Raw genomic sequence first — 13,184 nt, 5'->3', positions numbered from 1 at the left:
GCCGTCGGCCGTGCGTCGGCCGGGTGCGGACGGGCGGGGCCGGGAGCGGTGCTCATCCCCCGGTCCCGCCGGGCACCCGGCCCTCGATAGGCTGCGCGCATGATCTTCGAGAACAACGGGAGGGAGCGGTTCCTCGAGGCCGTCATGGACTTCGAGGCCGCTGTGCGCGAGCGGGACGTGGACCGTTCGGAGCGCGCGTTCGGAGAGCTGTACCGGAGCATCGGGGAGGCGGGGGAGCAGGAGGTCGGGAAGGCCGCGCCGCGGCTCGCCGCGCTGCTGCCCGACGTGCCCCCGGGGCCGCGAGGCACCATAGCCGTGATGGTCGGCGCCTGCGTGGAGCGCGGCGCCGACGCGGTGCCCTGCGCGCCGTACGTCTTCGCGGAGCTCGCCGAGACGCTCGCCGCCGTCGGCGAGTTCTGCGAACGCTGGGAGGAGACCGGCGGAGGGGACTTCCCCGACCCGGAGGACGGCGAGCCCGACCCGGCCCTCTTCGACCGGGTGGGGCCGGAGCAGGCCCTGGCCTGGCTGACGCTGCCCCAGTGGGAGATGGCCTCCGTCGCCATGCTCAGCCACGCGGCCGTGCGCACCGCGCTCGACGCGGCCCTGCGCGACCGGCTGCTGCGGGCCGTGGGGAGCGTCGCGGAGGCGTCCGGGCACACCTTCAAGTGTCTGACGTACGCCCTGCTGGTCCTCGACGAGCCGCTGATCGTGCTGCACCGCCCCACCGGCACCGGCTACGCGATGCGCATGGGCGGCATCGGCGACAACTTCCAGCTGCACACCCTGCTCGCCGACGTCCTCGTCGGCGGCGGCCATGTGCCCGGCCGCGCCCCCTCCGCCGAGGAGGCGGCCGTGTGCCGGGACCAGCCCGGGCAGGTGCACACCACCGGCTCCTTCAACCTCGTCAGCCCCACCGGGGAGTGGGTGTGGAACGAGGGGACGCCCAGCGACATCCCCGTCGTCGACGGAGTACGACTGCTCGTCCTCGACCCCCCGCCCTACGAGCGGAGCTGGCCCTCGGGCCGGTTCTTCCCCAACATGACGGGCGACCTCGTCCTGGAGCGGGCGCTCGCCCCGGAGGAGGCCGGGCGGCTGCTCGCCGGGTGCGTGACCAAGGACGGCTGACCGGTCGGTAACCCCGGCGTTCAACATCCCCACATCCACTCTCCTGGCGCAGGTCACGCGCAGGTCAACCGGCATCGGAAGAACAGGAGCGGCGGCCCGTACGCACCCGGTCCGCCCTCTTCCCCCGCCGAACCGGCCCGTGACCAGGAGAGAGCCATGACCGGCGTTTCCACCCTCGACCGTCCCCCGCAGCCCGCGGCTCCCACCCGCTACACCGTCACCCTCGCCCGTGACGAGGCCGACGTGCGTGCCGCGCAGCGGCTGCGACACGACGTGTTCGCCGGGGAGATGGGGGCCCTGCTGTCGAGCCCGCACCCCGGCTACGACATCGACGCCTTCGACGCGTACTGCGACCATCTGCTCGTGCGCGACACCGCGACCGGGCAGGTCGTCGGCACCTACCGGCTGCTGCCGCCGGAGCGGGCCGCGGTCGCCGGCCGGCTGTACTCGGAGGGCGAGTTCGACCTGGCCGCGCTCGACACGATCCGGCCCGGCCTGGTCGAGGTCGGCCGCTCCTGTGTGCACCCCGACCACCGCGACGGCGCGGTCATCGGCCTGATCTGGGCCGGAATCGCCCGCTACATGGTCGACCGCGGCCACGAGTGGCTGGCGGGCTGCTGCTCCATCCCGCTCGCCGACGGCGGCGCCCTGGCCTCCGCCACCTGGGAGCGGGTGCGCACCAAGCACCTGGCTCCGGAGGAGTTCCGGGTACGGCCGCTGCTGCCCTGGGTCCCGGACGGCGAGGTCCAGGCCCAGGCCGCGCGCACCGAACTGCCCGCCCTGCTGCGCGGCTATCTGCGACTCGGCGCGTGGGTCTGCGCCGAGCCCGCGCACGACGCGGACTTCGGGGTGGCCGACCTGTACGTGCTGCTGTCGATGCGCCGGGTCAACCCGCGCTATCTGCGGCACTTCCTCTCACTCGTGCCGGCCTGATGAGCGTCTGGCTGCCGAGCGCGCCCTGCACCCCGGGGGCGTGTGTGGAGCCGACGGGGTCCGCGACGGCCGTACCGCGTGCCGTGCTGCGGCTGACGGGGGTCACGCTCCTGGTCCTGACCGGGATCGTGCTGGCCCCGCTCGGCGGGCTGATCCCCGCCGGGCTGGTCAGGCGGTGGTGCCGGGCGATCGTGCGGGCCGCCGGGGTCCGGGTCCGCCTCACCGGCGCCGCCGCACCCACCGGCGGACTCCTCATGGTGGCCAACCACATCTCCTGGCTGGACATCCCCCTGCTGGGCGCCGTGCGTCCGGCGCGGATGCTCGCCAAGACGGAGATACGGCAGTGGCCGGTGGCCGGGGCCCTGGTGGCACGCGGCGGGGCCCTGTTCATCGAGCGCGACCGGCTGCGGGCGCTCCCGGAGACGGTCGCCCGCATCGCGGACGCCCTGCGCGACGGTGCCGCGGTCGTCGCCTTCCCCGAGGGCAGCACATGGTGCGGCCGCGCCCAGGGCCGCTTCCACCGGGCCGTCTTCCAGGCCGCGCTCGACGCCGGGGTCCCCGTCCAGCCGGTGCGGCTGCACTACCGGATCGCCGGTGGCGCGGCCAGCACCGCGCCCGCGTTCGTGGGCGAGGACACGCTGTTCGCCTCGGTGTGGCGGGTGGTGTCGGCGCGCGGCCTGGTGGCTGAGGTGGAGGTGCTGCCGGCGATACCACCGGGCACCCACCCCGACCGCCGCACCCTCGCCCGAGCCGCAGAACCGGCCACACACGGGCCCACCTGGACCCACGCGGCCCTGGTGACCCGCGACCAGACGCCCAGCGATCGCTCCCGCGCCGATGCCCGCCCGGCTTCGGGGCCGGGGGCTGTGCGCCCGGATTCCCGGGAGGACCTGGAGCGCGCCTGAAGGTGACTGGGGGTGGCAGCCGCGCACGGGCCCACTTGGGGGCCCACGTGGCCCAGGTGGCGGGCGGGTAGGCGCTCAGTGATTGTTCTCCTGGGTGGCCCGTCCGGGTTCGGGGCGCCGGATGTGCGCACGGATTCCCGGAAGAAGCTGGACCGCGCCTGAAGATCACTGGGGCAGCGCCCGCCGCAGACAGGGCGCCGTCGCGCTCCCCGGTGCTTGCGCTACGTCGCCCGGTGAGCCTCCCGCGCACGGGCCCACGTGGCCCGCGAGCAGGCGCTCAGTCACTCGGGGAGTGCCCGCCGTAGGTACGGAGCCGTCGTGCTGCCCGGGGCTTGTGCCACCTCGTTCGGTGAGCCTGCCGCCACGATCCGGCCGCCCGCGTCGCCGCCGCCCGGGCCCAGGTCGATCACCCAGTCCGCGGCCGCGACGACCGTCATGTCGTGCTCGACGACCACGACTGTGTGCCCGGCGTCGACCAGGCCGTGCAGCTGGCGCATCAGCACCTCGACGTCGGCCGGGTGGAGGCCGGTCGTCGGCTCGTCGAGGAGGTAGAGGGCGTGACCCCGCCGGGCGCGCTGGAGTTCGCTCGCCAGCTTGATGCGCTGGGCCTCCCCGCCGGACAGGTCGGTCGCGGGCTGCCCGAGCCGCAGATAGCCGAGCCCGACGTCGAGCAGCGTGCCCAGGCTGCGAGCCACGGCCGGGGTGTCCGCGAAGAAGTCCGCCGCACTCTCCACGGTCAGGTCAAGGACCTGGGCGATGTTCCGTCCCCGGTACGTCACTTCGAGCGTCTCGGGGTTGTAGCGCGCCCCGCCGCAGTCCGGACACGGCGCGTAGGTGCTCGGCAGGAAGAGCAGCTCGACGCTCACGAACCCCTCGCCCTGGCAGGTCTCACAGCGCCCGCCCGCCACATTGAAGGAGAACCGCCCCACGCCGTACCCCCGTGCGCGAGCGTCGTCGGTGGCAGCGAACACCTTCCGAACGACGTCGAACAGACCGGTGTACGTGGCGAGGTTGGAGCGCGGGGTGCGCCCGATGGGCCTCTGGTCGACCGACACCAGCCGGCCGACCCCGGCCGCCTCCTCGGTGATCTCGCCGATGAGCGTGGACTTTCCGGAGCCCGAGACACCCGTGACCGCGGTGAACACACCGAGCGGGAACTCGGCCGTCACCTCGCGCAGGTTGTGCCGGGTCACCGGACCGACCGTCAGCCGGCCCTGCGGTGCCCGGACTTGACGCACCGGCGCGGGGGAGCGGCCGAAGAGGAAGCGCGCCGTCGCCGACCCGTCGACCCCCGCGAGCGCCGTCACCGGGCCGCTGTGCAGCACCTGTCCGCCGTGCTCGCCCGCGCGCGGGCCCACGTCCACCAGCCAGTCGGCGCCGCGCATCACGTCCAGGTGGTGCTCCACCACGAACACCGAGTTGCCCGCGGCCTTCAGCCGGGCCAGGACCGTGAGGAGGGCCTCGGTGTCCGCCGGGTGCAGTCCTGCCGACGGCTCGTCGAGGACATACACCACACCGAACAGCCCGGACCGCAACTGGGTGGCCAGCCGCAGCCGTTGCAGCTCGCCCGCCGAGAGGGTGGGCGTGGCGCGGTCGAGGCTGAGGTAGCCGAGGCCGAGCTCGACGACCGGCGTGATACGGGACTTGAGGTCCTCGGTGAGGACACGCGCGGTCTGTGACGTGCCTTCGAGCAGTCCGGCCAGCTCGGCGAGCGGCAGCGCGGCCAGTTCCGCGATCGTGCGGCCCGCGAAGGTCACCGCGAGCGCCCGCGGCCGCAGCCTGCCGCCGCCGCACACCGGACAGGGCGCGCTGGTGAGGAAGCGCTCCGCCTTCGCCCGCAGGGACGCGCTCTTGGAGTCCGAGAACGTCTTCATCACATACCGGTGGGCGCTCATGTACGTGCCCTGGTACGGCCGTTGGATCCGGTCGGCGTCCCGCACCGGATGCACCGTGATGACCGGCTGCTCTTCCGTGAAGAGGATCCACCGCCGCCGCTCGGCCGGCAGCTCGCGCCAGGGCCGGTCCACGTCGTGTCCGAGGGCGTCGAGGATGTCGCGCAGGTTCTTGCCCTGCCAGGCACCCGGCCAGGCGGCGATCGCGCCCTCACGGATCGACAGCGACGGGTCGGGGACCAGCAACTCCTCGGTCGTACGGTGCACTTGACCGAGACCGTGGCACTCGGGACAGGCCCCGGCCGCCGTGTTGGGGGAGAAGGCGTCGGAGTCGAGCCGCTCGGCGCCCGGCGGGTAGTCGCCGGCCCGCGAGAACAGCATGCGCAGCGAGTTGGAGAGGTTGGTGACCGTGCCGACCGACGAGCGGGAGGTCGGGGAGGAGCGGCGCTGCTGGAGCGAGACCGCGGGCGGCAGCCCGGTGATCTCCCCGACCTTCGGCGCGCCCACCTGATGGATCAGCCGGCGGGCATAGGGCGCCACCGACTCGAAGTAGCGACGCTGTGCCTCCGCGTAGATGGTGCCGAACGCCAGCGACGACTTCCCCGAGCCGGACACGCCGGTGAACACGGCCAGCACGTCCCGCGGGATGTCCACGTCGACACCCTTGAGGTTGTGCTCGCGGGCGCCGCGGACACGGACGTACGGGTCGTGGGCGCTGTGCATGGGGGGTACTCCGTACGGGCCGGCCGGGCGGGGACAAACCCCGCGATTCTAGCCCGGCGCCCGACGCGCCCCCCAGGAGCGGGGACTTACGGGTGCGGCGGGATGTCCCGCTCCTGGCCGCCGAGCTCGTCCTTCAGCTTCTGCTGTGCGGTGTCGACCTGGGACTGGTACTTGTTCCCGGTCTTCTGGTCGGCGTAGTCGCCGCCCTTGTCGATGCCCTTGGAGGCCATGTCCTCGTGGCCCTTGAGCATTCCCTTGATCTTGTCCATGAAGGACATGGGGTCCTCCCAGCCGGTAGACGTTCCCTCTCCCAGCCTGGTCGGCCCGGGCGCCGTCCGCATCTCGGCGGCCGTCCCCGTGCGGGGGTGCCCGGCCTGTGCGAGTTTGGAAGGCGCGTATGCCTGGCGCACCAGAAAGGCCCGTTCCCATGACTACTCCCGGTTTCGGCTTCGGACGCAGCCCCTTCGAAGAGTTCGACGACCTCATGAATCGCTTCTTCGGTGGATCCGGCCCGGCCTCGTCCGGCAGGCGGGTGCAGCGGGTCGACATCGGCAGCCTGCTGTCGGAGCGCGCCCGTGAGCTGGTCGCGGACGCACGCGACATCGCCGCCGTGGAGGGCAGCGAGGAGCTCGACGCACGGCACCTGCTGGCCGCCGCCACCGAGCACGAATCCACCCGCCGGCTGCTGACCGAGGCGGGCGCGGACCCCGACCGGATCCGGGAGCGGCTCGGCACTGCCCCGGGCGGCGCCGAGAAGTCCGAGCCCACCACGCTGACCCCGGCCGCCAAGCGCGCACTGCTCGACGCCTACCAGATCTCCCGCGCCGAGGGCGCCTCCTACATCGGCCCCGAGCATCTGCTGCGGGCGCTCGCCGCGAACCCGGAGTCGGTGGCCGCGCGGGAGCTCAGCGACAGCGGCTGGGAGCCGACCCGGCTGCCCGCGGAGGGGGCGGCGGAGCGCCGCAAGCCCAGCAGCACGCCGACCATCGACGAGTACGGCCGCGACCTCACCGAGGACGCCCGGGCCGGGCGGCTCGACCCCGTGATCGGACGGGACGAGGAAGTCGAACAGACGATCGAGGTGCTGTCCCGGCGCAGCAAGAACAACCCGGTCCTCATCGGCGACCCCGGCGTCGGGAAGACCGCGATCGTCGAGGGCATCGCCCAGCGCATCGCCGCGGACGACGTCCCCAAGACCCTGAAGGGCAAGCGGCTCGTCTCCCTGGACCTGGCCGGGATGGTGGCCGGGACCAAGTACCGGGGCGAGTTCGAGGAGCGGCTGAAGAAGCTGCTCGACGAGGTGGGCGAGCACAGCGACGAACTGGTGCTGTTCCTCGACGAGCTGCACACCGTCGTGGGCGCCGGCGGGGGCGGCGAGGGCGCCCTGGACGCGGGCAACATGCTCAAGCCCGCCCTGGCCCGCGGCGAACTGCACCTCATCGGCGCGACGACCGTCGACGAGTACCGCAGGCACATCGAGAAGGACGCCGCGCTGGAGCGCCGCTTCGCCCCCATCCTGGTCGGCGAGCCCACCGTCGACGACACCATCGAGATCCTCCGCGGCCTGCGCGACCGCTACGAGGCCCACCACCAGGTCCGTATCACCGACGAGGCGCTCGTCGCCGCGGCCGAGCTGTCCGACCGCTACATCACCTCCCGCTTCCTGCCCGACAAGGCCATCGACCTGATGGACCAGGCCGCCGCCCGCGTCCGGCTGCGGTCCAAGACACCCCTGTCGGACACCCGGGACATCGAGGACCGGATCGCCGCCCTCAACCGGGAGAAGGACCAGGCGGTCGCCGACGAGGAGTACGAGCGCGCCAAGGAACTGCGTGACCGGATCAAGGACGCCGAGGAGCAACTGGCCGGGTCGGACCGGGCCGAGGAGCACGCGCCCAAGGTCACCGCCGAGGACATCGCCGAGGTCGTCTCCCGCACCACCGGCATCCCCGTCGCCCAGCTCACCGAGGAGGAGCGGGAGCGGCTGATGAAGCTGGAGGAGCACCTCCACGAGCGGGTCGTCGGCCAGGACGAGGCGATCACCGCGGTCGCCCGGTCCGTCCGCCGCGCCCGCGCCGGCATGAGCGACCCCAACCGCCCTGTCGGCAGCTTCCTCTTCCTCGGCCCCACCGGCGTGGGCAAGACCGAACTGGCCCGCGCGCTCGCCGCCGCCCTCTTCGGCGACGAGAACCGCATGATCCGCCTGGACATGAGCGAGTTCCAGGAGCGGCACACCGTCTCCCGGCTGGTCGGGGCGCCTCCCGGATACGTCGGCCACGAGGAGGCCGGCCAGCTCACCGAGGCCGTGCGCAGGCAGCCGTACGCCGTCCTGCTGCTCGACGAGGTCGAGAAGGCGCACCCGGACGTCTTCAACACCCTGCTGCAACTGCTCGACGACGGCCGCCTGACCGACTCCCAGGGCCGCACGGTGGACTTCAAGAACACCGTCGTGATCATGACGTCGAACATCGGCGCCGACCGGATCCTGACGTCCGGCGTCGAGGACTACACGAAGGTCCGCGAGTCGGTGATGCCGGTCCTGAACCGGCACTTCCGGCCCGAGTTCCTCAACCGCATCGACGAGATCATCGTCTTCCGCGGCCTGGACCGCGCCCAGTTGCGCCAGATCGTCGACCTGCTGCTGGAACACACCCGGCGCCGGCTGCACGCGCAGGACGTCTCGATGGAGGTCACCGACGCGGCCGCCGACCTGCTCGCGAACATCGGCCACCAGCCGGAGTTCGGCGCCCGCCCACTGCGCCGCACCATCCAGCGCGAGGTCGACGACCGGCTCGCCGACCTGCTCCTGTCCGGTCAGCTGAACGCGGGCGACCGGGCCGTGGTGGACGCGGCGGACGGCGCGATCGCGATCCGCACGGACCGGACGGCCGCCGTCTGAGGACGACGCCCGGGCACGCGGGTGCGATCAGGGGCCGAAGCTCCACACATTGCCCACCGGCCGGCCGTCGCGGCGCAGCACCGTGCCGAGCAGTGCGGTGAGTTCGGCCTCCACCTCCTCGACGAGGTCGGGGCCGAACACGCACAGGGACTCCTCGCGGAAGTTGCCGTACGTGCCCATCCGCAGGTCGCCGGTGACCTGGACGACGTTCTCGTCGACGAGGTAGGAGTAGCCCACCCAGCGGGGCTGCCCGGGGCCGCCGACGCGCGTGGGGTCGCAGCGGGAGCCGCTGATGTACCACTTCAGGCGGTAGAGCCGGTCGCCGGGCCGCCCGCAGGCCCGCAGTCCGCGCGCGATCACGCGCTCGACCTCGGCGAGCAGCGGGTCCTGTGGGTGGTCGACGGCGGCCATGTGGAAGACGACCGAGCCCGGGGGCTCGGCCATACCGTCGTAGGCCGTCTCGTACGTCACCTCGAAGCGCTCCTCGAACCGCTTCCAGATCTCGTCGTGCTCCGGCTCCGACAGGAGTCGTCGGGACGGACGTTCCAAGGCCGGATCACCGGGCGGCGCCCAGCGGTACGTGGTCACGCGGGCGGCCTCGTGGAAGCCCGCCGCGAGATGGGCCGGCACGAAGGCCTCCGGCGCCTCGGCGACCAGCCGCGTCGACCGGACGGACCACCGGGAGGCGAACGCCACTGCGGCGTCGAGCAGTTCGGGACGCGGGTTGGTCGTCCCCCCGATCGCGGTGAAGTCGGTGTCGCGTACTGCCTCCAGCCAGAGCACGTCCACGACCCGGCCCGCACGCTCCAGAACGAGGGCCTCCCAGTCCTGCCCGTCGGCCTCCGACTCCGCGAGCGCCCGGCGCTGTTCGGGAGCGTCGGCCGCCATGCGGCGCACGGACTCCCGGCGCGGTTCGTCCAGACCGGCGAAGTGCGACCGTACGACCGCTCCGGGGCAGGCGGGCACGTCGGCGACGTCGGCGATCAGCAGGGCTCGCGGTGGTCCCGGCGTGAACCCCGCGGCGTACAGCGCCGCGGGCAGGGCGGGTCCGTCGTGGTCGTACACCTTCCACTCGACCGGCTCGACACGCTCGGCGAAGGCCGCCTGCTGGCGCCGGACCAGCCCGTCCAGGTCCAGGTCCGCGCCGACCAGCGATGCGTGGACGACGGTCCCGTGCGTGCCGTAGTGGACGCGCACGAGCGGTCCGTCCCGCTCGACCCTGGTACCCCATGGCTCCCAGGGGCCCTCCGGGGGCGCGGCACCGCGGATCTGTCTCTCGTACTCGGCCCACAGCAGCGCGGAGGTGGCGGTCACTCGGTGTTCTTCTCCAGGTTCGCGATCCCGGCGAGCCGCCGGTAGGAGTCCAGCAGCGCCGATCGGTCGTGTGTGCTGGTCGTGACGAGGATCTCCTGGGCGCCGGTGTCCTTCAACAGCATTTCCAGCTCGTCGGCCACCTGCTCCTCGGTGCCCGCGATATGCCCGGCCAGGCCGGACTCGTACAGGCCGCGCTCCTTCGCCGTCATCGTGCCGGACTCGATCCGCTCGGCGGGCGGCAGGGGCGGAAACATGCCGTGGGTGCGCGCGTACGCCATGGACCAGGCCTCCGGGACGAGCAGGCGCCGGGCCTCCTCGGGGGTGGCGGCCACCGCGATCGTGCCGGAGACGACGACGTACGGCTGCGACGCCCAGGGCGAGGGCCGGAAGCGGGCGCGGTAGTGGTCGATGCCGCGCAGCATCTTCTCCCGGTTGCGGAGGTCGCCGATCACCATGGGCAGCCCGGCGCGGGCCGCGATGCCGGCGCCCTCGCCCATGGCCAGCACGAAGGGCGGCACGCGCAACCCCTCCGCCGGACGCGCGTGCACCCCGGTGGGGGAGGTCCCCTCGAACCAGCCGAGCAGTTCGTCCAGTTGTGCCGCGAAGTCCTCCGCGTCGCCCTTGCCGCGCCCCAGCGCCCTGCGCACCCCGTCGGTGAAGCCCACGGACCGGCCCAGGCCCATGTCGATCCGCCCAGGGAACAGCGACTCCAGCACCCCGAACTGCTCGGCCACGACCAGGGGTTGGTGGTTCGGCAGCATCACTCCGCCGGTGCCGACCCGGATCGTGCGCGTGGCCGCGGCCACCGCGGCGGCCAGCACGGTCGGCGCGGACCCGGCGACACCGGGCACGCCGTGGTGTTCGGAGACCCAGAGCCGGTGATACCCGAGCGCCTCCAGTTCCCGCGCCAGCACGACGGTGTCGCGCAGCGCCTCGGTGTGCGTGTGCCCCTCCCGGGTGCGGGAGCGGTCGAGGACGGAGAAGCGGGCCGAGGCGACAGCGGAACTCATACGAGGTACAACACCGCAGAGCCCGCGGGATTCCTCACGGCGGCCGCGGGGCCTTGCGTTCCTCCGCCCGGGTTCCGGGCGGTGCCGATTAGGGTGGCCGGGTGACTGACAGCAGTACGCGACCGCTCGCCGTGTTCGATCTCGACAACACGCTCGCCGACACCGCGCACCGGCAGCGGTTTCTTCAGGACAAGCCGCGGGACTGGGAGGGCTTCTTCGGCGCGGCGTCGCTGGATCCGCCGCTCGCCGAGGGCGTGGCGCTGGTGCTGGAGTGCGCGCGGGAGTGCGAGGTCGTGTATCTCACCGGGCGGCCCGAGCGGTGCCGGCCCGACACGGTCGACTGGCTGGCCGCCCAGGGGCTGCCCGAGGGACGTGTCTTCATGCGGCGCGACGCCGACCGCCGGGGCGCCCGTCACACCAAGCTGGAGATCCTGCGGCGCCTCGCCCGTGACCGCGAGATCCGGGTCCTGGTGGACGACGACAAGCTGGTGTGCGAGGACGCCGAACGGGCCGGATTCACCGTCGTACGGGCGCGCTGGGCCGACCGGTCGGCCGCCCTGGAGGACGCCCAGGAGCGGGAGGGGCGGACCTGAGGCGGCCGGGCACGTCAGGTCGCGGCCCCGGTCGGGTCAGGTCTCGTCCTCGATGCGGAAGCCGACCTTCAGGCCGACCTGCCAGTGCTCGATCTGCCCGTTCTCGATCTGGCCCCTGACCTGTGTCACCTCGAACCAGTCCAGATTGCGCACGGTCTGGGCGGCGCGGGCGATGCCGTTGCGGATGGCCTTGTCGACGCCCTCGGGGGAGGTGCCGACGATCTCCGTGACCCGGTAGGTGTGGTTGGTCATGCGGGTGCTCCTCTCTCTCCGTGACGGGTGTGTCACGCGTCACTCCACCGTGCCGTATGTGGAGGCGGAGCGCGAGGCGTCACGGCCCTACCCCCGGTAGCCCTTGACCGCCGCATTGGTCCATACCAAAATCCTGCACACCCGTACGAGCCCCGCGCTCGTCCCCCCACGTCGGGCCTCTTCCCCTGTCCGCCGACAGAACAGGACCCCTCGTGAGTCACGAACCGGTGCGCCGACGGCTGCTCGCCCTCATCTGTGTGTCCGCCTCCCTCGCCACCGGCTGCGGCGTCCTGCCCGGCGGGAACGAGCGCCACACGGTCACGGTGTGGCTGATGAAGGACAGCGCGTCGAAGGAGTTCCTGCGCCGCTTCACCGAGGACTTCGAGCGCACGCACAAGAGCATCCGGCTCGACATCCGCATCCAGCAGTGGACCGGCATCGTCGACAAGGTGCAGTCGGCCCTGAAGGCACAGTCCAAGGACGGCCCCGACGTCATCGAGGTCGGCAACACGCAGGTCCCGCAGTACGTCGAGGACGGCCGGCTCACCGACCTGACGCTGGAGTCCGCGCGCGACTGGGGGATGTCGCACTGGCTGCCCGGCCTCGCCGAACCCGGACGGGACAACACCCAGCAGTACGGCATCCCCTGGTACGCGGCCAACCGCGTCGTCATCTACCGCAAGGACCTGTTCGAGAAGGCCGGCATCGACGCGCCGCCGAAGACCCGCGAGGAGTGGCTCAGCGACACCCAGAAGCTCGACTCCGGCGGCAACCAGGGCATTTACCTCGCCGGACAGGACTGGTACACCCTCTCCGGGTTCATCTGGGACGAGGGCGGCGACCTCGCCCGGGAGGCGGACGGACGCTGGAAGGGCACCCTGGACACCCCGGCCGCCCTGCGCGGCATGGAGTTCTACCGCCGGTTGCAGGCGCTGGGCCAAGGACCCGTCGGCGCGGACGAGGAACACCCGCCCCAAGCGGGCGTGTTCGCGGACGGCAAGGTGGCACAGATCGTGGCCGTGCCGGGACTCGCCCAGGCCATCGTGCAGCAGAACCCCGCGCTCGCGGACCAGTTGGGCTACTTCCCGGTCCCCGGCAAGACCGCGGGCCGTCCCGGCACCGTCTTCACCGGCGGCTCCGACCTCGTCGTACCGCAGAACACCGACCGGCCGTACGACGCCGTGGCCGTGGTCGGGGCGCTCGCCGGGGCCAAGTGGGACACCGAGCTGGCCCGCACCATGAACTACGTCCCCAACAAGACGACCCTGGCGAGCGCGGTCGCCGGGGCCGAGGGGGTCGCCGCCATGGCGGCCGGTGCCGCGCACGGCCGGGCGACCCCCAGCACCCCTCAGTGGACCGCGGTCGAGGCCGACAACCCGATCAAGGAGTACATGACCAGGGTGCTGGGCGGCGCGGACCCGGCGACCGAGGCGCGCCGCGCCTCCCGGCGGATCACCGAGGCCCTCGCACCCGACCTGGGCTGAGGCACCGCACCCTGCCCGGTGACGGGCACGGTGCGCATCCGTCGCGCACGGTGC

General features: G+C 72.8%; 11 protein-coding genes. 6 read left to right on the top strand and 5 right to left on the bottom strand.

The window, feature by feature from the left end; all coding sequences use genetic code 11:
• Positions 1–99 precede the first annotated feature (99 nt).
• The 3 genes from ACZ4EG_RS10755 to ACZ4EG_RS10745 all read left to right on the top strand — a co-directional run bounded on the left by ACZ4EG_RS10755 (position 100) and on the right by ACZ4EG_RS10745 (position 2,963).
• Positions 100–1,125 carry a hypothetical protein gene (locus ACZ4EG_RS10755; protein ID WP_467790360.1) on the top strand — a complete coding sequence of 342 codons (1,026 nt, stop codon included), beginning with the start codon at positions 100–102 and terminating at the stop codon, positions 1,123–1,125.
• Between the two features lie 156 nt (positions 1,126–1,281).
• Positions 1,282–2,058 (top strand): GNAT family N-acetyltransferase, encoded by a 777-nt coding sequence (locus ACZ4EG_RS10750; protein WP_453545802.1) that lies wholly within the window; start codon positions 1,282–1,284, stop codon positions 2,056–2,058.
• Positions 2,058–2,963, top strand: a complete 906-nt coding sequence (locus ACZ4EG_RS10745; RefSeq protein ID WP_467790359.1) for a lysophospholipid acyltransferase family protein — start codon at positions 2,058–2,060, stop codon at positions 2,961–2,963. Before ACZ4EG_RS10750 ends, ACZ4EG_RS10745 begins: the two co-directional genes overlap by 1 nt.
• Positions 2,964–3,244: 281 nt before the next feature.
• Here ACZ4EG_RS10745 and ACZ4EG_RS10740 read toward each other — a convergent pair whose 3' ends face one another.
• Both ACZ4EG_RS10740 and ACZ4EG_RS10735 read right to left on the bottom strand, forming a co-directional pair.
• Complete coding sequence (locus tag ACZ4EG_RS10740) at positions 3,245–5,578, bottom strand: excinuclease ABC subunit UvrA (protein ID WP_467790358.1); 2,334 nt, start codon at positions 5,576–5,578, stop codon at positions 3,245–3,247.
• An 86-nt stretch (positions 5,579–5,664) separates the two neighbouring features.
• Positions 5,665–5,856, bottom strand: coding sequence for an antitoxin (locus ACZ4EG_RS10735; protein WP_263214954.1), 192 nt, complete (start codon positions 5,854–5,856; stop codon positions 5,665–5,667).
• A 149-nt stretch (positions 5,857–6,005) separates the two neighbouring features.
• On the opposite strand from ACZ4EG_RS10735, the gene ACZ4EG_RS10730 reads away from it, so the two are divergent.
• Entirely contained in the window at positions 6,006–8,477 is a 2,472-nt protein-coding gene (locus ACZ4EG_RS10730; RefSeq protein ID WP_467790357.1) for an ATP-dependent Clp protease ATP-binding subunit, read from the top strand.
• Positions 8,478–8,504: 27 nt separating this feature from the next.
• On the opposite strand, the gene ACZ4EG_RS10725 is transcribed toward ACZ4EG_RS10730, so the two are convergent.
• Complete coding sequence (locus ACZ4EG_RS10725) at positions 8,505–9,791, bottom strand: DUF2716 domain-containing protein (RefSeq protein WP_467790356.1); 1,287 nt, start codon at positions 9,789–9,791, stop codon at positions 8,505–8,507.
• A complete protein-coding gene (locus ACZ4EG_RS10720; protein WP_467790355.1) occupies positions 9,788–10,801 on the bottom strand; it encodes an LLM class flavin-dependent oxidoreductase in 1,014 nt (337 codons plus the stop codon). Before ACZ4EG_RS10720 ends, ACZ4EG_RS10725 begins: the two co-directional genes overlap by 4 nt.
• A gap of 101 nt (positions 10,802–10,902) precedes the next feature.
• Between ACZ4EG_RS10720 and ACZ4EG_RS10715 the strand changes: the two genes are divergently transcribed.
• Positions 10,903–11,394 (top strand): phosphatase domain-containing protein, encoded by a 492-nt coding sequence (locus ACZ4EG_RS10715; protein ID WP_390705760.1) that lies wholly within the window; start codon positions 10,903–10,905, stop codon positions 11,392–11,394.
• Between the two features lie 36 nt (positions 11,395–11,430).
• Here ACZ4EG_RS10715 and ACZ4EG_RS10710 read toward each other — a convergent pair whose 3' ends face one another.
• Entirely contained in the window at positions 11,431–11,646 is a 216-nt protein-coding gene (locus ACZ4EG_RS10710; protein ID WP_390705761.1) for a dodecin, read from the bottom strand.
• A 227-nt stretch (positions 11,647–11,873) separates the two neighbouring features.
• Between ACZ4EG_RS10710 and ACZ4EG_RS10705 the strand changes: the two genes are divergently transcribed.
• On the top strand, positions 11,874–13,130 hold the full coding sequence (locus ACZ4EG_RS10705; RefSeq protein ID WP_467790426.1) for an extracellular solute-binding protein: 1,257 nt from the start codon (positions 11,874–11,876) through the stop codon (positions 13,128–13,130).
• The last annotated feature ends 54 nt before the right edge of the window (positions 13,131–13,184 follow it).

It is taken from the genome of Streptomyces sp. NPDC025638 (assembly GCF_055558775.1).
The sequence above is the reverse complement of the archived record's forward strand: the minus strand, read 5'-3'. Positions and strand labels throughout refer to the sequence as shown.

What these genes read in the sequence shown, in the direction of transcription:
- ACZ4EG_RS10735 (WP_263214954.1), bottom strand. Translation starts at nt 5,856, where the DNA reads ATGTCCTTCATGGACAAGATCAAGGGAATGCTCAAGGGCCACGAGGAC.
- ACZ4EG_RS10710 (WP_390705761.1), bottom strand. Translation starts at nt 11,646, where the DNA reads ATGACCAACCACACCTACCGGGTCACGGAGATCGTCGGCACCTCCCCC.
- ACZ4EG_RS10750 (WP_453545802.1), top strand. Translation starts at nt 1,282, where the DNA reads ATGACCGGCGTTTCCACCCTCGACCGTCCCCCGCAGCCCGCGGCTCCC.
- ACZ4EG_RS10755 (WP_467790360.1), top strand. Translation starts at nt 100, where the DNA reads ATGATCTTCGAGAACAACGGGAGGGAGCGGTTCCTCGAGGCCGTCATG.
- ACZ4EG_RS10740 (WP_467790358.1), bottom strand. Translation starts at nt 5,578, where the DNA reads ATGCACAGCGCCCACGACCCGTACGTCCGTGTCCGCGGCGCCCGCGAG.
- ACZ4EG_RS10745 (WP_467790359.1), top strand. Translation starts at nt 2,058, where the DNA reads ATGAGCGTCTGGCTGCCGAGCGCGCCCTGCACCCCGGGGGCGTGTGTG.
- ACZ4EG_RS10730 (WP_467790357.1), top strand. Translation starts at nt 6,006, where the DNA reads ATGACTACTCCCGGTTTCGGCTTCGGACGCAGCCCCTTCGAAGAGTTC.
- ACZ4EG_RS10720 (WP_467790355.1), bottom strand. Translation starts at nt 10,801, where the DNA reads ATGAGTTCCGCTGTCGCCTCGGCCCGCTTCTCCGTCCTCGACCGCTCC.